General features: G+C 64.9%; 17 protein-coding genes, 1 tRNA gene and 1 other RNA gene. 13 read left to right on the forward strand and 6 right to left on the reverse strand.

Features of this window, described 5'->3' with window-relative positions; translation table 11 throughout:
• A partial coding sequence (locus tag G4O04_05375) for an LCP family protein (protein ID HEY57950.1) occupies nucleotides 1–794 on the forward strand: 794 nt, incomplete at its 5' end.
• 48 nt (nucleotides 795–842) lie between these two features.
• Here G4O04_05375 and G4O04_05380 read toward each other — a convergent pair.
• The gene (locus tag G4O04_05380) at nucleotides 843–2579 is read right to left on the reverse strand and encodes a GTP-binding protein (GenBank protein HEY57951.1); all 1737 of its coding nucleotides are present in this window, start codon (nucleotides 2577–2579) and stop codon (nucleotides 843–845) included.
• A gap of 139 nt (nucleotides 2580–2718) precedes the next feature.
• On the opposite strand from G4O04_05380, the gene G4O04_05385 reads away from it, so the two are divergent.
• Together G4O04_05385 and G4O04_05390 are read left to right on the forward strand one after the other, a co-directional pair.
• On the forward strand, nucleotides 2719–2868 hold the full coding sequence (locus G4O04_05385; GenBank protein HEY57952.1) for a hypothetical protein: 150 nt from the start codon (nucleotides 2719–2721) through the stop codon (nucleotides 2866–2868).
• A 3-nt stretch (nucleotides 2869–2871) separates the two neighbouring features.
• The gene (locus G4O04_05390) at nucleotides 2872–3543 is read left to right on the forward strand and encodes a hypothetical protein (protein HEY57953.1); all 672 of its coding nucleotides are present in this window, start codon (nucleotides 2872–2874) and stop codon (nucleotides 3541–3543) included.
• Here the strand turns inward: G4O04_05390 and G4O04_05395 are convergent.
• Nucleotides 3468–4985, reverse strand: a complete 1518-nt coding sequence (locus G4O04_05395) for a hypothetical protein (protein ID HEY57954.1) — start codon at nucleotides 4983–4985, stop codon at nucleotides 3468–3470. The two genes, G4O04_05390 and G4O04_05395, sit on opposite strands and share 76 nt — an antisense overlap.
• A 71-nt stretch (nucleotides 4986–5056) precedes the next feature.
• On the opposite strand from G4O04_05395, the gene G4O04_05400 reads away from it, so the two are divergent.
• Nucleotides 5057–5128: transfer RNA gene (locus tag G4O04_05400), tRNA-Gln, on the forward strand.
• Nucleotides 5129–5140: 12 nt separating this feature from the next.
• On the opposite strand, the gene G4O04_05405 is transcribed toward G4O04_05400, so the two are convergent.
• The gene (locus tag G4O04_05405; protein ID HEY57955.1) at nucleotides 5141–5824 is read right to left on the reverse strand and encodes an RNA methyltransferase; all 684 of its coding nucleotides are present in this window, start codon (nucleotides 5822–5824) and stop codon (nucleotides 5141–5143) included.
• A gap of 258 nt (nucleotides 5825–6082) precedes the next feature.
• Here G4O04_05405 and ssrA point away from each other — a divergent pair.
• The 3 genes from ssrA to G4O04_05420 all read left to right on the forward strand — a co-directional run bounded on the left by ssrA (nucleotide 6083) and on the right by G4O04_05420 (nucleotide 7262).
• Nucleotides 6083–6472, forward strand: a transfer-messenger RNA (tmRNA) gene (gene ssrA, locus G4O04_05410).
• A gap of 106 nt (nucleotides 6473–6578) precedes the next feature.
• Nucleotides 6579–6689, forward strand: coding sequence for a 30S ribosomal protein THX (locus tag G4O04_05415; GenBank protein ID HEY57956.1), 111 nt, complete (start codon nucleotides 6579–6581; stop codon nucleotides 6687–6689).
• A gap of 141 nt (nucleotides 6690–6830) precedes the next feature.
• The gene (locus G4O04_05420; protein ID HEY57957.1) at nucleotides 6831–7262 is read left to right on the forward strand and encodes a DUF4870 domain-containing protein; all 432 of its coding nucleotides are present in this window, start codon (nucleotides 6831–6833) and stop codon (nucleotides 7260–7262) included.
• 9 nt (nucleotides 7263–7271) lie between these two features.
• On the opposite strand, the gene G4O04_05425 is transcribed toward G4O04_05420, so the two are convergent.
• Together G4O04_05425 and tilS are read right to left on the reverse strand one after the other, a co-directional pair.
• Complete coding sequence (locus tag G4O04_05425) at nucleotides 7272–7895, reverse strand: DUF47 family protein (GenBank protein HEY57958.1); 624 nt, start codon at nucleotides 7893–7895, stop codon at nucleotides 7272–7274.
• Between the two features lie 15 nt (nucleotides 7896–7910).
• Nucleotides 7911–9335, reverse strand: a complete 1425-nt coding sequence (gene tilS, locus G4O04_05430; protein HEY57959.1) for a tRNA lysidine(34) synthetase TilS — start codon at nucleotides 9333–9335, stop codon at nucleotides 7911–7913.
• Nucleotides 9336–9414: 79 nt separating this feature from the next.
• Between tilS and G4O04_05435 the strand changes: the two genes are divergently transcribed.
• Nucleotides 9415–9924 (forward strand): SOS response-associated peptidase, encoded by a 510-nt coding sequence (locus G4O04_05435; GenBank protein ID HEY57960.1) that lies wholly within the window; start codon nucleotides 9415–9417, stop codon nucleotides 9922–9924.
• Nucleotides 9925–9967: 43 nt separating this feature from the next.
• Here G4O04_05435 and G4O04_05440 read toward each other — a convergent pair whose 3' ends face one another.
• Entirely contained in the window at nucleotides 9968–10927 is a 960-nt protein-coding gene (locus G4O04_05440; protein HEY57961.1) for a proline dehydrogenase, read from the reverse strand.
• Nucleotides 10928–11021: 94 nt separating this feature from the next.
• Here G4O04_05440 and udk point away from each other — a divergent pair, with 94 nt between their 5' ends.
• From udk to G4O04_05465, 5 genes are read left to right on the forward strand one after another with little or no spacing between them, the layout of a single operon-like run.
• Complete coding sequence (gene udk, locus G4O04_05445) at nucleotides 11022–11648, forward strand: uridine kinase (protein ID HEY57962.1); 627 nt, start codon at nucleotides 11022–11024, stop codon at nucleotides 11646–11648.
• Complete coding sequence (locus G4O04_05450) at nucleotides 11648–12214, forward strand: hypothetical protein (protein HEY57963.1); 567 nt, start codon at nucleotides 11648–11650, stop codon at nucleotides 12212–12214. Before udk ends, G4O04_05450 begins: the two co-directional genes overlap by 1 nt.
• Before the next feature lie 17 nt (nucleotides 12215–12231).
• The gene (locus tag G4O04_05455; protein ID HEY57964.1) at nucleotides 12232–13596 is read left to right on the forward strand and encodes a M20/M25/M40 family metallo-hydrolase; all 1365 of its coding nucleotides are present in this window, start codon (nucleotides 12232–12234) and stop codon (nucleotides 13594–13596) included.
• A 5-nt stretch (nucleotides 13597–13601) separates the two neighbouring features.
• Nucleotides 13602–16316, forward strand: a complete 2715-nt coding sequence (locus tag G4O04_05460; GenBank protein ID HEY57965.1) for a GAF domain-containing protein — start codon at nucleotides 13602–13604, stop codon at nucleotides 16314–16316.
• Nucleotides 16300–17007 (forward strand): response regulator transcription factor, encoded by a 708-nt coding sequence (locus G4O04_05465; protein HEY57966.1) that lies wholly within the window; start codon nucleotides 16300–16302, stop codon nucleotides 17005–17007. Before G4O04_05460 ends, G4O04_05465 begins: the two co-directional genes overlap by 17 nt.
• Nucleotides 17008–17043: the final 36 nt, after the last annotated feature.

The raw sequence follows: 17043 nt of genomic DNA on the forward strand, positions 1-17043 counted from the left end.
CCCCCCCCACCCCCCTCCCCCTCGGCCCTCCGGCGCAGGCGGTGCCGCCCATCGCCGAACTCGCAGGGCGCATCAATCTACTGCTGTTGGGGTCGGATCAGCGCCCCGGTCACTGGGACTTCCGCACCGACACTATTGTCTTCGTCTCCTTCGACCCGCAAACTGGCGAGACCCTCTTGGCCTCCTTCCCCCGTGACCTCTATGTCCGCATTCCAGGCTACGGCGTCAACCGCATCAACACGGCCATGGAATTCGGCGGGTTCCCCGCCCTGGCCGAGACGCTGGCCTTCAACTTCGGCCTGCGCCCGCAGCACTATATCCTGGTCAACTTTCACGGCTTTAAGGCGCTGATAGAAACTTTAGGAGGGATTGACGTCTATGTACCCCGCCGCCTGTGCGACCATTTGCGCTGCGTGGGGCCCGGATGGGTGCACATGGACGCCGATGTGGCCCTCTGGTACGCCCGCTCGCGGGAGACGACCAGCGATTTCGACCGCGCCCGCCGGCAGCAGGAGGTGTTGCGGGCCATCGCCAGCCGTCTGCTCCGCTTAGATGCCCTCCACCGGGCGCCGGAGTTGTACGCCCTTTTCCGTGGGATGGTAGTCACCGACCTAGGGGTGGACGATGTGGTGCGCATCGTGGCCCAGGCCGGCCGGTTTTCCCCCGACAGGACGCACGGGGTGGTCTTCGCCCCGCCGCAGTTCGGCGTCCCCTGGATCACCCCCCAGGGGGCCTATGTGGTGCTGCCCAACATCGGGGCCATTCAGGCCCAAATCCGCACTATGTTACGCTAAACACGCCCATCGCAAGAAGTGGAGCGGTAACGTCGCTCCACTGCTTGCCTACAGGGCTTCGATCTCGGCCTTCAGCCGCTCCAGTTCGTCCTGGCTTTCCTCCAGGGCCGTCAACAGCCGCTGGGTACGCTCGTGTTCGGCGCGCACGAAGCGGGTGTAGGGCGCCATGGCCTCGCGCAGCGCCTCCAGGCTGCGCTGCATCTCGTGCTCGAATTGCTCTCGCAGGGTGCGGGAGAGGGTCTCGCGCAGGTGGGCGACCTTGCGGTGCATCTCGGCCACGGCCTGCCTCCGCCGCGCCGGGATGATGAACAGCCCCAACGCGGCCATCACCCCCGCCAGGGCGATGCCTGTCACATCGGCGGTCACCGTGGTCGCCAGGGTGGTCACCAACGCGCCCAGCCCCACCGCGCCGACCTGAATGGCGGCCGCCGCCGCTACCGCTGCCTGGGTATCCTCGGCCAGTTTGCGTGCCTCCTGGTCGCGGTCGTACCGCGCCACGATCTGCCGCGCCCGCTGCGCCACGCTCTCCATGAGCCGCTCCCGGTCGTAGCGAAAGGTCTCCCGCAGTTCGCCGCCCAGCATCTGCCCGCGGTACTTCTCCCGGTGGGCCTTGAGGTGCTCGTCTACCGCCTGCCACTGCCGCAGTTGCGCCTCCACCAGCCAGTCAATGACGCCGTTTACCCGCCCTTCGATCTGCTCCGGCAGGTCGCTGATGACCACCTCGCGGAACTCCCGTTGGATACGCTCCTTGCGCACGAGGTCCATCACTCGGCCCAGGCGGATGGTCTCCTCGAAGTAATCCCGCGCGCGTTGCTCCAGGTCGAGCAACAGGTTGTCGATCTCGGCCATGCGCAGGTCGAAGCCGCGGGCCATGTCTTCCTGATACACCTGCAACTGGCGCTCCACCCCCTCGATGACTCGCAGGTCGTCGGCCAGCACCTCGGCCTGGCGACGCAACTGGGCCAGATTATCCTGAGCCAGACGCAGCCCCACCCCCAGCGGGTTGAGCAACTTCAGTCGCACCCGCTCGCGCTGGTCCAAGGTCTCCTGCAAGTAGGCCTCCAGGGCCGCAAAGCGGCTGGCTTCCCAGGCCGCCTGATCCCCCTCGCGATTCCCTTTGAGGGCCTGCCTGGCGCTCAGGGGGAAGATTTCCGGGCGGAAGCCCAGCATGGCCTGGGCGTTTTCGCGGATGAAATGCAGCACCTCCTTCAGGGCCGCCTCGCCTTCCAGCAGGTCCACTTTGTTGAGCACCACCACGATCTTCTTGCCCCAGGCACGAATTTGCTCCATGAAGGCCCGCTCGCTCTCGCTGAAGGGGCGGTCCGCCGAGGTGACGAAGAGCACCAGATCGGCCCGCGGCACGAAGCGGTTAGTGAGCATTTCGTGTTCGCGAATGATGGCGTTGGTGCCCGGCGTGTCCACGATGCTCAGTTCCTGCAACAGGGCCACCGGCGCGGTGATCTCCAGCAGATGCTCGCCCAAGGGCCGCGTTTCCCGCGCCTCGCCGTAGCGCAGCACCTGCACCTGGGTCGTGGTGGGCGTGACGCCTTCCTTGAGCACCGTTTTGCCCAGCAGCGCGTTGATCAGCGCGCTTTTGCCCGCGTTGAACTCCCCCACCACCACCAGCAGGAAGAAATCGTCCAACTGCAGCAGGGAATCCTCCAGGGCCTGCCGCTCCGCTTTGGGCAGCCCCAGTTCCAGCAACGCTTCCCGTAAGGCAGCCAGCGCCTGCCGTTCACGCTGGAGCAGGCGTTCCTCGGCCTTGCGCAAGAACTTCATCGTCATACGACCTGCACCTCCATGGTATCCTTGTCCCATCTTACCATCATTCCGCAGTGTAGACAACAACGAGGAAGCGGCACACCACCCTTGGGCTTAGCCTACTGCTCTGGGGCGTGGTGCTGATCCTGGGTGTTGTCCTGGGTTGCCGGACCCCCAGGACTGGGCTGACCCCCACGGGCACAGCCACCACCTCTGGCTCCTCCCCCACCCCGACGGCGACGGCATCGGTGATCTCAACGGCATAACCCAGCGGCTGGACTATCTGCAGCGCCTGGGCGTGGAGGTGCTCTAGCACATGCCCATCTACCCCTTGCCCTCGGTGCACGGCTACGATGTGACTGACTTTCGCGCCGTGAACCCCGACTACGGCACCTTAGAGGACCTGCAGCGCCTGGTGCAGGCCACCCACGAGCGCGGGATGCGGGTCATCCTCGACTTCGTCCCCTCCCACTTCTCGCGGGAGCACCTCTTCTTCCGGGATGCTTACGGCAACCCGGCCTCGCCCTACAGCGACTGGTTCGTCTGGACCAACGACGCCCGCACCACCTACGCCACCTTTGGCGGCTCTCCGGCCATGCCCCGCTTCAACCACTACAACCTCGCCGTGGTGGATTATCTCGTCCAGTCGGCCCTCTTCTGGCTGAACCTGGACGGCGACATCACCAACGGGGTGGACGGCTTTCGCGTGGACAATGTGACCTTCTCGCCGCCGGCCTTCCTGCAGGCGCTGTACGCCGCGGTCAAACAGGCCAATCCCCAGGAGCAACGCCGGCTTCACCCCCTCCCCCGACGACACGCCGACCCTCACCTGCCCTCGCCGGGGTCCTCTGGCTCACCCCGACGCCATAACCCGCGCATCCCCCCTTCCGCCGACACCTCACGCCTCACGACCTACAAATCACACCCCTTCCCCCTGCCCAACACCACGCTCCTCTCGTCTCGGAACAGCGTGCACCAGCCCGCATAAGGCAACACCCGGGCGATGGGAGCCTGCGGCTCGATGAGCACCAGGTTGACTCCCCAGCGGTCGAGCACCTGCTGCCAGCCCGGCTCGGCCCGCGCCACCCGGAACCATTGATCGAGGATCGCGTCGCCGTAGAGGTCCGTGCGCCCGTCGGCGAAGACGGGGTACTCAGGCAGCGCCCAGAGCAGGTAGGCGCCCATGTTGTAACTGTTGAACAGCCGTCCGGGCGGGCGCGCCTTTTTCAGGTAGGCCACCGCCTCCACGGGGAAGGCCTGCCGCAGGGCCTTGTCCAGCGCCGGGGCGTTCCAGAGCAGGGCCGCGCGCAGCAGGGCCAGAAGGAGGAAAAGGGCCGTCAGCGCGGCGTTGAGGGCCGGCCGGGGGCGTGCCTGGGCGGAGCGCGGGAAGCGCGTCGCCCAGGCAGCCCGCAGCGGGGATAGGGCCTCGTCGGCGTGGGCGGCCAGGGGCAGGGAAGCGCCCAGGGCGAAGAGGGCCACATTGCGCACCGCCAGGAAGGCCAGGCCGCCCAGCCCCACCAGCAGCAGGGCATGCTCCCCGGCCAGGGGACGGCGGGAGGCGCCCAGGGCGAGGAAGAGCAGGAGCACCATGGCCAGGAATGGCCAGGTCTGCGCCTGGTGGAAATCCGGTGACTGCCACTCGGCGATCTGGCGCAGGGCATCCATGCCTAAGGTGCGGAAGGGATAGCCCAGGATTTCGGGGCCGTAGGGATTGAGCAGGGAGGCGATGAGGAGGCCGGGGCCGGTGAGGGTGAGCGCCCAGGGGAAGGGGGAACACCCCCGGCGGAGTTTCATGCACGGCCCAAGCCAGCGCAGCCACGCAGGCAGGGCATACGCCCCCCACAGGGCAAAGCCCATGATGAACCCCCCGTGCCCGTTGGCCCAGAGGATCATCCAGAGGGGCAGTGCCGCCAGCCGGCGGGGCGACCGGCCCAGCCGGTAGCCTTCCAGGGCCCAGAGGAAGAGGGCAGCGCCCACGAAGGTAACCAGATAGGGCCGTGCGGCCCAGTAAAGCCCGGCCGTGGCCGCCGAAAGCAACACCACGCCCGCCCGCACCCAGGGGCCGCCGCGCAGCACGGGCCAGAGCAGAGTGTAGGCCGCTGTGACCATGAGCGCCATCCACAGGAAGAGCGCCGCCAGCCCCCCCAGCCGGTACAGGCCCAACATGAGCAACTCCACCGGCCAGCCGGGGTAGTGCCAGGGGTGGCCCAGGCGGGTGTAGGAAAAACGGTCCACCCAGGGCAGGGTGCGGTGGGCCCAGATCCAGGCGCCGGCCCGCAGGTGCCAGAAGGTGTCGCCGTCCATCACCAGGCGGGCAGCCATGGCGAACACCCCGACCAGGGCGAGGGTGTGGGCCAGCCTCTCCACGGCGCGCTGCACTGCCTCGCCGGGTGCAGGCCGCGCGGGAACATCGGCCATTGAAGGGGGCATGGGTTCCTCCTGCGGAAAGCCCCGTTTTTCGTTGACGGGGCCTGGGGGTTGTGGTACAATCTGCCGCGCACTGGGGGCTCGTCTAATCGGCAGGACAGCGGACTCTGGATCCGTATGTGGAGGTTCGAGTCCTCCGCCCCCAGCCTGGCCCCGACTCAAGTCGGGGTGTTTTTGTTTCTCTGCCCTGCTTGCCCACGCAGAAAGGCCTGCTCCAGCCGCTCCGCCCGGTCGATAGTGTGGCGATACCAGGTCAGGAGCAGTTCGTCGCGCTCCGTCTCGCTCAACCGCCAGGGCACCTCCAGCCGGTGCAGCTTCTCCACCACATAGGCCAGGGTGATGGCCACGCTGACCGAGATGTTGTAACTTTCCACGAAGCCGTACATGGGCAGGCGCAGGTAGGCGTCGGCGTGCTCCAGGGCGTAGGGGCTGAGTCCTTCGCGTTCGTTGCCATAGAGGAAGGCCAGCGGGCGGTCGAAAGGGATATCCTCCAGGCCCCAGGCCTGCACATGGGGTGAAGTGGCCACCAGGCGATACCCCCTCTGGCGCAACGCTTCCATGGCGGCCGCCGTGGCGGGGAACTCCTCCGGCATCTCCCGCAGGGCCTGCAGGCTTTGCTCGTCGCGTCGTGGGTCGCGGAAACGGTACAGGGTGACCCACTTGTGCGCCCCCAGGGCCACATCAGGGTTCACGCGGTAAGGGTTCCAGTTCTCGATGATGTACACATCCTGCACGCCCAGGGCGTCGCAGGTGCGCAGCGTGGCGCTGGCGTTTTGCGGCTGGTAAATGTCTTCCAGGGCGATGGTGACATAACGCGTGCGCCAGGCCAGGGCTTCGGCCATCTTACGCCGTTTATGCTCGGTGACGAACTGGCCCAAAAAGGCCAGCAGCGCCTTGCGTTGGGCTTGGTCCACGAGGAAACACCTCCAAACCGATGGGATCGGTGCCGGATTTTGGAGCGGCGCTCCCCTTTGGGATCCGGGGTGGGCCCGCAGGTTCCGGGGACTGGGACGTCAGGGTGAGGTCCGCATGGCGAATTCTAACACTTTTCTTACGGTCCCCATGGTATAATAAGAGCGTCCACGGCACTTTAACATCGTGGGGATGAAAGGCTTCGACGGAAGGCGACAGGTCCCGGACGGCGAGCCGAGGTGCGTCGCCTCGTAAAACAGGCGCAAAAAGATAAGTGCCAACAGCACGAATGTTGCTGCCCTCCCCGTTGCTGCCTGATGCAGCACGGATAGGGCAACTGGTCTCCTGAGAAGCGAGGCCACGTCCGCCCACCCCGCCCCCCGACCGGGGTGGACCGGGCGCGACAAAGTCGGGGTGCCGCACGGGTGGGCCGCGACCCGTGCGTAAGACCAGCGGCTGGGCCGGGATGCCCTTCTGTCGGTCGTAGGGCCCCGGCCGAGAGCCACGACCGACTACGCTCGTAGAAGTCCGAGGGCCGAACCTTCCGGACGCGGGTTCGATTCCCGCCATCTCCACCAGCCGACGACCGTTCCCACCGGGACGGTCGTCTTTTTTCGGTAGAATTAGCCCACCGGTTGCGCCGGCCCCCTCAGGGGACATCCATTCCACGCCAGGAGGTGCTTCATGGGTAAAGGCGACCGCCGCACCCGCCGCGGCAAGATTTGGCGCGGCTCGTATGGCAAGTCTCGACCCAAGAAGAAGAAAAAGGTGAAGAAGCAGCAAGCCTCCGCCTGACGCGGAGCGGAGGCCAACCGGAGACAAACCCCACACCCTACGGTGAGGGGTTTGTTCTTTTCTGGGGGAGGAAAATGGGGTACACTTTTTCCGAACGAGGTCGAGCAGAAGGCCCTACCTGATCCAGAAGGAGGAAAAGTCATGGGTGTGCAGCAGCCTTCCCCCGAGGTGCCGCGGCTCAGTCCGCAGGAGGAGCGCAACCTGAGCATGGTGGCTCACCTGAGCGTGTTGCTTCACCTGGCCCTGCCGTTGCTGGCGCTTGCCGTCCCCGCGGTGCTCTACTTCGCCTATCGGGAGCGCTCCAAAGAAGTGGCCTTCCACAGTCTGCAGGCCTTGCTGTTTCAGGCGCTGACCGTGGTGGCGGGCGGCGCGCTGGCCGCGTTGTTTTGGGGCCTCACCGGCGCGTTGTTGAGCCTGCTCATCGGCCTGCTCTGCGTGCCCTTTGCCCTGTTCTTTTCCGCGTTGCCGGTGGTGGCCGTGGTGTACGGTATCATCGGGGCGCTGGAGGTGTACCAGGGGCGGCCTTTCCACTATCCCTTTGCCGCGGCATGCGCCGAGAACCTGCTGGCGTAAGGTTGCCCTTTACAACCATTTGACCACGATGTCGCCAATGACATTGGCCGCCTCATCGCCCCGGTCCGCGGCGTTGGACAGGTGACGGTAAATCTCCCGTAGTTTGAGGATGTTCATCACATCGTCCAAGGTCTTGGGGGCGACGAAGAGGTCGGCCAACGCCTCCCGGTATACCCCTTCCACGCGGTTTTCCAGGGCTTTGGCCCGCACCGCGTGCTCGTTGGCCACATTAGGGTGGCCGTCCAGGCGCTCGATGCCGCGGAGAATCTCGGTAGCCGCGTCGGCCAGCAGGTCCACCATCCTTCGGATGTATTCGTTAGGCTGGGCGTCGAAGATCTCCATTTCGTCCACCGTGGTGTAGGCATAATCCAGTACATCGTCCACGGTGAGGGAAAGGGCGAAGATATCCTCCCGGTCGAAGGGGGTGACGAAAGTGCGGTTGAGTTCGTCAATAAGGATGCGGCGCACCTCGTCGGCTTCTTTTTCGATGCGGCGCAACCTCTCGGCCAACTCCACGCTGGGTTCCCGCACATAACGCCGCAGCATTTCCATGCCCTCGACCGTCAGACTGGCCTGTTGCATGAGCAGTTCCAGAAAGCGGTTGGGTTTCTTCTTGCGCCGAAACAGTCCCATGGACCAACACTCCTCTCAAGCGAGATGATGTCTTCCTGCGTTCAGGGTCCCTTTTTCGCGCTGTATGGACAACCGCACCACCTGACGGGTGGCTGCGGTGACGCGCACCGTGTGGGAGAGCCGCACGCCGGGGAGCCAGACCACGTCCTCCTCCGAGATGACCACCGGCCAGCGGGCCCGCAGCCGCCAAGGGACGCCGGCCTCGCCGAGCAGGTCGCTCACCTTGCGCGTATGGCCACCCATGCCCAAAGGGGCCATGCGCAGGCCCGGGCGGGGCGTGGTCACCCTCAGGGGCCAGGTCACCCGCTCCGCGTCCAGCCAGATCTCCCACACCGTGAGGCGGCGCACCTTCCAGGCTTCCTGTGCGGCGTCTGCAGGCAAGGCCTCCGACGCTTGCAAGACCCATTCGCCCTCCAGGGGGATCGTTTCGCCGGGGGCCAGCGCGGTCTCCCGGCGTACCTGGGGGGCGTCGGCTGCAGGCGGGGCCTCCTGGGGCGCGATCCACAGAGCCTCCCGCTCCACCCAGAGGGCCAGCCCTCCGAACCAGGGGTGCGGTGGGCCACCGGGACGCCGGGCCAAGGCCAGCGCGCGCTCCACAGCGGCGAAGTCGGCCCGCCCCTGGCCGGCTCGTCGCAGGGCGCGGCGTTGCAGCGCCAGCGGGAGGGCCAGTAAAGCCGCGCGGTCCAGCCGGATGGCCTCCCCTGCTCCGCGGGCGTATTGCGCCCACCAGCGGTCGAGTTGACTTTCCAGGTAGGCGTCTTCGGCGGCCAGGATGTCCGCTGCGCGCGCCAGCGCCTCTGCCGCGCGCGGGTTGATGTAAGTCAAGCGGGGCAACACCTCCCAACGGAGGAAGTTGCGCGGGGTGTAGGCCGGGTCGCGGTTAGTGGGGTCCTCTTGGGTAGGTAAACCGTGTTCCCGGCAGTAGGCCACCGTCTCGTGGCGGGTCACCTGGAGCAAGGGTCGCACCAAAGGGATGTGTTCGCTCCAGGGCGTGAGGGTGCGGGGTTGCATTCCTCGGATGCCTGTGCTGCCGCTGCCGTGGATGAGGTGGAGTAGGAGGGTTTCAGCTTGGTCGTTGAGGGTGTGACCAGTGGCGATGGCTTGGGCTTGTGTGGATCTGGCTACGCGAAAAAGAAAGGTGTAACGCAGGTGCCGCGCGGCGTCTTCCAGCGAGCGCCCGCTCACCGCCCGCACATCGCCTCGCTTGAAGAAAAAAGGCAGCCCTCGCCGCCGCGCTTCGGCCTCCACCACGGCCATCTCCTGCTCCGCTTCGGGCCGCAGACCATGATGGAAATGGGCCACCACCAGGGGATAACCCAGGCGGTGAAGCACATCCAGCAGGCAGAGGCTGTCCGGCCCGCCGGAGACGGCCACCACGACCGGCTCGTCGGGCCGTAAACCGCATACTTCTCGGGCGAACCGTTCCACCTGGGCCAGCATCGTGGTACGATTTTACTATGAAGTGCCAGGTGTCAAAGGGTCAGGTGTCAAGTCGTCAGGTAGCTTGAGGTGCGACGATGTGTGGACGGTTTACTTTGACGCTGAACGGCGAACAACTGCAAGCCGCTTTCCCCCAGTTCAATGTGCCTGCGATCATCCAGCCACGTTACAACGTTGCCTCATCCTGGCCGACGGGTTCTACGAGTGGCCCCAGAAGAAAGGCCCGACGCCCAGGCTCCCCTGGCGCTTCACCCTAAGCGACGGACGGCCTTTCGCCTTCGCCGGGCTGTGGGAGACCTGGCTCTCTTCCGACGGCTCGGAGGTGCCCACCTGCACCATCATCACCGTCCCGGCCAACGAGGTCGTGGCGGCAGTGCATCCCCGCATGCCCGCCATCCTGCGCCCTGAGGATTACGCCGCCTGGTTGCGGCCTGACGAAGCGCAGCCTCAGGACCTGCAGCCCCTGCTACGCCCCTATCCCGCCGAAGCCATGCGCGGTTACCCCGTCTCGCCGCAGGTGAACAACCCCCAGGTGGACGACCCCGCCTGTATCGCGCCCTACCAGACACTCCAGGGGAGGCTTTTCTGACCACAGATCTCCCCTTTGAGGGTTGAGGAGCCCAAAGAGTCTGTTATTTTCGAAACAGGTTGCTCACAAAGAACCAGAGGTTAGCCGGGCGCTCAGCCAGACGCCGCATGAAGTAAGGGTACCATTCGGTGCCGTAGGGGACATAGATGCGCACCGGGTATCCCTCGGCGGCCAGTCGCCGTTGCAGGTCTCGACGGATGCCGTAGAGTATCTGGAACTCGATAGCCCGTTTGGGCAACCCCAGCGCTTTGGCGGCTTCGATGGCATAGGCGATCCGGTTTTCATCATGCGAGGCGATGGCCGGGATGGGCGGCACGCGGCCATCCTCGGAGACTTCCGGCGCGTCATGCGCCAGGGCACCCTCAATGAGCATGCGGGTCAGGCGGTCGAAGTTGGCATCCACATCCCGCTTCCTGGGGTAGGCAATCTCCGGCGGCTCCTTGTAGGCCCCTTTGACCAGGCGCACCCGAGTGGCGCGTTGCATCAGCCGGCGCACATCCTGCTCGCTGCGGTAGAGATAAGACTGGATCACCACCCCCACATTATCCAGCCCCTCGGCCAGCATCTGCTCGTAGAGTTCCAGCGTGGCATCCACCCAGGGGGAGTCCTCCATGTCGATGCGCACCATGATGCCGTACCCTTTGGCCTTGCGCAAAATCGTTCGCAGATTCCCGGTGCACATCTCCCGGTCCAGCGCCAGGCCAATCTGGGTAAGTTTGATGGAGGCATTGGCCTGCACCCTCTCATGGTGGATGGCATCAAGCATGTCCAGGATGGCCTGGGTGGCGTTGGTGGCTTCCTGGGGGTTGGTCGTCGCCTCCCCCAGATGGTCAAGGGTAACAAAAATGCCCTGAGCATTGAAGGTTTTAATCACGCGCAGGGCATCTTCCAACCGATCACCGGCGACGAACCGGGAGGCCACCCGCCAGGCCAGCGGCCAGCGGGTCACCAGGCGTTGCGCCCAAGGGGCGCGGGAAAGGTAGATGAGCAAAGCGCGCAACATTGTTTCTTCCTTTGGCAATAGGGATGGTGAAAAAGATGGGACAGGGATTTTTCTACGCCGTCTCAATTTTAGCATAATCCGGTATAATACACCCATGCCTGCCCAGACCCCCATCGTCATCGGGATCGCCGGGGGCACCGGATCGGGGAAAACCACGGTGGCCCAGGAAATTTTGCGCCGGGTCGGACCCGATAAAATCGCCTACCTCCCCCACGACGCGTACTACAAAGACCACAGTCACCTCTCCCCCGAGGAACGGGCGCTGGTCAACTACGACCATCCCGACTCGCTAGAAACCTCCCTGCTCGTCACCCACATTCAGGCGCTCAAACGGGGCCAGACCATCGAGCGACCGGTATACGATTTCACCTCCCACAGCCGCACCAAACAGACCGTGCGGGTGGAACCGCGCCCCATTATCCTCGTGGAAGGCATCCTCATCTTCGTCGAGCCCGAACTGCGCGAACTTTTCGATGTGAAAATCTTCGTTGACACCGATGCCGACATCCGTTTCATCCGGCGGCTGCGGCGGGACATTCAGGAGCGCGGTCGCACGGTGGAATCAGTCATCGAGCAGTACCTGCACACGGTACGGCCTATGCACCTGGAATTCGTCGAGCCCTCCAAACGGTACGCCGATGTCATCATCCCCGAAGGCGGGTTCAACGAAGTGGCCCTGGACATGGTCATCGCCCGGATTCACCACTTGCTCGCGGCCTGATGAACGACTCCCCGCCATCCCCTGGCGAAACCGTCATCCGCATCCTGGCTCTGCTGCTCATCCTGGCGCTGAGCGTGTGGATTTACCTGCATCGCACCGCTATCATCGCCCTAAGCAGCCTGGGCTACCTGGGCGTGTTTCTGGTGACCCTGCTGAGCAACGCCACGGTGATTTTCCCCGCGCCCAGCCTGGTGCTCCCCTTCACCATGGGGGCTGTGCTCTCCCCCTGGCTGGTGGCCCTGGTAGCCGCCGTGGGAGCCGCCTTGGGCGAACTCACCGGCTATCTGGCCGGTTACACCGGCCAGGCTATCGTGGAGGACAGAGCCACCTTCGCCCGTCTGCGCCGCTGGATGCAACACAAGCGTAGCGCGGCGCTGCTCATCTTCCTGCTGGCTTTTCTTCCGCTGCCCCTCATGGACCTCGCCGGCATCGCCGCCGGCGCGTTGCGGATGCCCCTGAGTCGTTTCCTGTTCTGGTGCTTTTTGGGCAAATGGCTCAAACTGACCCTCATCGCCCTGGCCGGCGCCTGGTCCATCCCCCTGGTGGATCGCTGGATAGCGCCTTGACCCCCTGGAGGTGTGGCATGCAAGCCGTAGACACCTATCTGGAAACCCATCTGGACGAAAGCCTGGACGAACTCAGCCATCTGTGCGCTCAGCCCAGCATCTCGGCGCAAGGCATAGGTCTGGAGGAAACCACCGAAATGGTGGCCGGGATGCTCCGTCGGCGCGGCTTCCGCGTGGACATTTTCGCCACTGAGGGCGCACCGGTAGTCTTCGCCGAGCGCGAGGGGCGCCGCCGTGACCGCACCCTGCTCTTTTACAATCACTACGATGTGCAGCCCCCCGAACCGCTGGAACTGTGGGAGACGCCCCCCTTCGAGCCGACCTTGCGCGACGGCAAACTCTACGCCCGGGGCGTGAGCGACGACAAGGGGCACCTGGTAGCCCGCCTGTTCGCCATCGACGCCCTGCTGGCCGCTGATGGCGAGTTGCCTTGCAATGTCAAGTTCGTCATCGAGGGCGAGGAGGAGACCAGCAGCCTGCACCTGCACGATTTCATCCAGGAGCATCGGGAGATGCTGGCCGCCGACGCCTGCATTTGGGAGTTCGGCGGCGTGGATTACCGCGATGTGCCCATGGAGTACCTGGGCATGCGCGGCATCTGCTATGTGGAACTGAGCGTGGAGACGGCAGCCACCGATGTCCACTCCGGGCTGGGCGGCTCCATCTTTCCCAACGCCGCCTGGCGATTGGTGTGGGCGCTGAATACCCTCAAAGGCCCGGACGAGCGTATCCGTCTGCCCGGTTTCTACGACAAGGTGCGCCCACCGTCGCCGCGCGACCTGGAATTGCTGGCCCAGTTGCCCGATGTGGCCGAGGAGTACCGCCAGCGTTACGGGGTGCGCGAGTTCCTGAAGGGGCTGACCGGAGGCGTGGCTCTGCGTCAGGCCGAGGTCTTTGAGCCTACCTGCACTATCTGCGGCCTGACCAGCGGGTACCAGGGGCCGGGCAGCAAGACCGTGCTTCCCGCCCGCGCCGTGGCCAAGGTGGACTTCCGCCTGGTGCCCGACCAGATGCCCGAGGATGTGCTTCGACAACTGCGGGAGCACCTGGACGCCCACGGCTTCGAAGATGTCCAGATCGCCTACCTGGGCGGTGAGCCACCGGTGAAGACCGATCCCGATCACCCCTTTGTGAACCTGGTGGTGCAAACCGCCGAGCCGGTGTACGGCGTGCCTATGCAAAAGGTGCCCATGGTGGGTGGCTCAGGCCCGGGCTATGCCTTTGCCCACTATCTGGGCGTGCCCATCGCCACAGCCGGCCTGGGCTACCCGGGCAGCAACACCCACGCGCCCAACGAAAACATCCGCGTTGACCTTTACCTAAAACACGCCCGTCATATGGCGCGCGTGCTGGCTGGCTTTGCGACCATCGATTTCGCATGAAGTCCATGAAGCAATGGCGCTCACCCCCACCCCAATTTCGCTTCTGGCAAGACCTGGCCCTCCAACTCCTAGTGGCCTATCTGGTCTTCATGCTGCCTTTTCTCATGGCCGCCGTGAGCGCCGATCGTCTGGCCCGTGAACGCCTGCAGGCCGATGTCCAGGCCGCCGACCTCTCCCTGGCCCGCGCCATCGCCCAGGAAACGAACATCACCCTGGGTACCATTCTGCAGGCCGTGCAGACCCTGGGCAAGCAGCCCGCCGTGCGCGACGCCGTGCAGCCGGGCATGGCCGAGGCCTTCGCAAACTTTTACCTCGCCCGCCCCGAGGCTAGCCTGATTTACCGGTTGGACAGCCAGGGCGAGATGCGCTACCATTATCCCGAAGGGCCCGGCTCGACCGTGGGGGTGAACTTCGCCTTCCGTCCCTATTTTCAACGCGCCCGCCGCTCCGAGTTGCCTTTCCTCTCTTTGGGGCGCATCTCCCCCACCACCCAGGAGCCCGTGGCCACCGCCGTCATGCCCCTGCGCAACCATGACGCCTTCCTCGGGCTGGTGGGCGTCAACATCCGCCTGGAATCCCTGAGTTGGACCCTGGCCCGCATCGCCGAAGGACATCGGCTGGAAGAGGGCTTTCAGGTGCTCATCGTGGACAACGGGGGGCAAATCATTGCCCATTCCGAGCCCGGCCACCTGTTGCAGAGTTTCTACCTGCAAATGCCCCATCTTGTGGAGGCTGTGCTTGCCCGCCAAGAGGGCTCGCTGGTCTACACCGGTCCCGACGGCGTCGAGCGCCTGTACAGTTATGTGCCCATCCCCAGCGCAGGATGGGGGGTGGTGGTCTCCCGCACCACGGCCAGCGCCTTTGCCACCACGCAGGCTTTCCACCAGGGCGTGGTGCTGGGCATCGCTGCCTTTGCTCTGCTGGGCGCGTTGTTCTGGCTCACGCTGACCTATTTGCTCCTGCGTCCTCTGGAAGCCTTGGCTCGATACAGCCGTCAAATCGGGCAATCGCTCCCGGAAAAGGCAGCGTCTTTTGCGATGGTGACTGGGTTGGCTATGCGCAACGACCAGATCGGCCACCTGGCCCGCACGCTTCAGCGCCTGGAACAGGACATCCGCCAGCGCCTTTCGGAACTCCACACCCTCCTGGAAACCAGCGCGGCGGTCGTCTCTTCCCTGGACCTGCCCACGGTGCTGGAGCGAATCCTGGCCGAGGTGGAGCGGCTCTTGGGCATTGAGAAATGCGCCATCCTGGTCTGGGACGAAAAAGAAGGCCACTTCGTCGCCCGCGCCAGCCGGGGGCTCTCCCCAAGTTACGCCGCTCGTCTGGTCGTTTCCCCCGACCACCCCGGCTCGCCCACCATGCGCGCCATGCGCACGGGCCATCCGGTGTACATTACCGACACGGAACGAGACCCCTCATTCGTGCATCTCCTCCCCCGCGCCCGCGCCGAGGGGTACCGGGCCCTGGTGGTCATGCCCCTGAAAACCCAACACGCCCCCCCGGCCGCTCTGGTGGCCTACTATCCTGAGCCACACGAGTTCACCGAGCAAGAACTGTCCATCCTTTCCTCCTTTGCCAACCACGCGGCCATGGCCATCGAAAACGCCGCCCTCTACGCCCGCTCCGATATGCGCCTGCGGGAGCAAACGCACCGGCTGGAGGCCCTGATTCAGTCCCTCAACGAGGGCCTCATTTTGGAGGACTTGGAAGGCCGGGTGCTTTATGCCAACCGCCGCATCACCCTTGTGAGTGAACTGGCCCACGAAGACCTGTTGGGCACCCCCGTAGCCCAGGTGGTGACGCGCATCACCCGGCGGGCCACCGAGCCGGAAAAAGCCCAGGCGTGCCTGCTCTCCTTGCTCGAAACGCATCAGGAAGGCGCCTGCGAACTCTCCTTGCGCCTGGGCGGCCACATCGAACACTATCGCGTTCAGGTGTTCCAGGTCACCGATTTGCAAGGGCACTTCATCGGACGCGGGCTGATCTGGCAAGATGTCACCGCCGATCGGGAAGTGGATCGCATGAAGTCCAGCCTGATTTCCACCGTCTCCCACGAACTGCGCACCCCGCTGGCGTCGATCAAGGGGTACGCCACCTCCCTGCTGGCCGACGATGTCCAATGGGACCCGGAAACCCAGCGCGAATTCCTGCAGCACATCTCCGAGGAGACCGATCGGCTGTCCCAACTCATCAACGACCTGCTCGACCTCTCACGCATCGAAGGCGGCGCCCTGAAAGTCGACCGCAAACCCACGGACCTGCTGGCCCTGGTGCGACGGGCCAGCCACCTGGTGCCCGACCTGAAGCCCGAAAGGCTGATTGTGGAAGCCCCTGATGATCTGCTCCCCGTCCCCGTGGACGCCCGGCGCATCGAAGTAGCCCTGCGCAACCTGCTGGAAAACGCGGTCAAATACAGCCTGCATCCCGAGGACCCCATCACCGTCAGCATCCAACGGCAGGAGGATCGGGTCATCGTCCGCGTCATCGACCAGGGGCCGGGCATACCGGCCGAACACGCCCCCCACATTTTCGATAGTTTCTATCGCGCCGAACCGCGGGCCAACGGCTCGCGCTCCGGCGTGGGTCTGGGGCTGGCCATCGCCCGCGGCTTCATCGAAGCCCACGGCGGGCGCATCTGGCTGGAGCCCCGTGCGCAGGGCACCTGCATCGCCTTCTCGCTCCCCCTGGAGGTGAACGACCATGGCCCTACCCAGTAACCCTATCGCGGTGTTGGTGGTGGATGACGAAAAGCCCATCCGCGACTTCGTGCAGCGCAACCTGGACATCCGCGGCTATCGCGTCTATACGGCGGCCAATGGCCTGGAGGCCCTGGAAACCCTCCAGGCGCACCTGGTGGATCTGGTCATCCTAGACATCATGATGCCCCACATGGATGGCCTGGAGACCATTCGCCGGATCCGGCAAACTTCCACGGTGCCCATCATCATCCTCTCCGCCCTGGGGGAAGAGGCTGACAAAATCCAGGCGCTCAACCTGGGTGCCGACGACTATCTGACCAAACCCTTTGGCGTGGGTGAACTGCTGGCCCGGGTGAAGGCCGTGCTGCGCCGCGCCCGCTGGGCCGAGGCCCCCACACCTACCAAGACGCTGGCCTTTGGCCCTATTGTGCTCGACCCCCTTCGGCGGCAGGTCATGGTGGAGGGCCGCCCCGTGGAGTTGACCCCCATCGAATTCAACCTGCTGGCCTATCTCATGAGCCATGCCGGGCAGGTGCTTGCCCACCAGGACATTCTGCAACATGTCTGGGGGCCGGGATACGGGCGGGAGACCGAATACCTGCGGGTGTACATTGGCCGATTGCGCCAGAAAATCGAACCCGATCCCGAACATCCGCGTTTTTTGCGCACTGTGCGGGGTGTAGGTTATCTTTTCGAGCCGGCAGCGTGAATTTTTTACACTTTTTTTACCCCGCCCTGCCCATAG

Source organism: Anaerolineae bacterium (assembly GCA_011176535.1).
Taxonomy (GTDB): Bacteria; Chloroflexota; Anaerolineae; order Anaerolineales; family DRMV01; genus DUEP01.

Excerpts from the sequence above, each read along its gene's own strand:
- G4O04_05380 (HEY57951.1), bottom strand. The coding sequence starts at position 2,579 with ATGACGATGAAGTTCTTGCGCAAGGCCGAGGAACGCCTGCTCCAGCGT.
- G4O04_05390 (HEY57953.1), top strand. The coding sequence starts at position 2,872 with ATGCCCATCTACCCCTTGCCCTCGGTGCACGGCTACGATGTGACTGAC.
- G4O04_05395 (HEY57954.1), bottom strand. The coding sequence starts at position 4,985 with ATGCCCCCTTCAATGGCCGATGTTCCCGCGCGGCCTGCACCCGGCGAG.
- G4O04_05405 (HEY57955.1), bottom strand. The coding sequence starts at position 5,824 with ATGGCCGAAGCCCTGGCCTGGCGCACGCGTTATGTCACCATCGCCCTG.
- G4O04_05415 (HEY57956.1), top strand. The coding sequence starts at position 6,579 with ATGGGTAAAGGCGACCGCCGCACCCGCCGCGGCAAGATTTGGCGCGGC.
- G4O04_05420 (HEY57957.1), top strand. The coding sequence starts at position 6,831 with ATGGGTGTGCAGCAGCCTTCCCCCGAGGTGCCGCGGCTCAGTCCGCAG.
- G4O04_05425 (HEY57958.1), bottom strand. The coding sequence starts at position 7,895 with ATGGGACTGTTTCGGCGCAAGAAGAAACCCAACCGCTTTCTGGAACTG.
- tilS (HEY57959.1), bottom strand. The coding sequence starts at position 9,335 with ATGCTGGCCCAGGTGGAACGGTTCGCCCGAGAAGTATGCGGTTTACGG.
- G4O04_05440 (HEY57961.1), bottom strand. The coding sequence starts at position 10,927 with ATGTTGCGCGCTTTGCTCATCTACCTTTCCCGCGCCCCTTGGGCGCAA.
- udk (HEY57962.1), top strand. The coding sequence starts at position 11,022 with ATGCCTGCCCAGACCCCCATCGTCATCGGGATCGCCGGGGGCACCGGA.
- G4O04_05450 (HEY57963.1), top strand. The coding sequence starts at position 11,648 with ATGAACGACTCCCCGCCATCCCCTGGCGAAACCGTCATCCGCATCCTG.
- G4O04_05455 (HEY57964.1), top strand. The coding sequence starts at position 12,232 with ATGCAAGCCGTAGACACCTATCTGGAAACCCATCTGGACGAAAGCCTG.
- G4O04_05460 (HEY57965.1), top strand. The coding sequence starts at position 13,602 with ATGAAGCAATGGCGCTCACCCCCACCCCAATTTCGCTTCTGGCAAGAC.
- G4O04_05465 (HEY57966.1), top strand. The coding sequence starts at position 16,300 with ATGGCCCTACCCAGTAACCCTATCGCGGTGTTGGTGGTGGATGACGAA.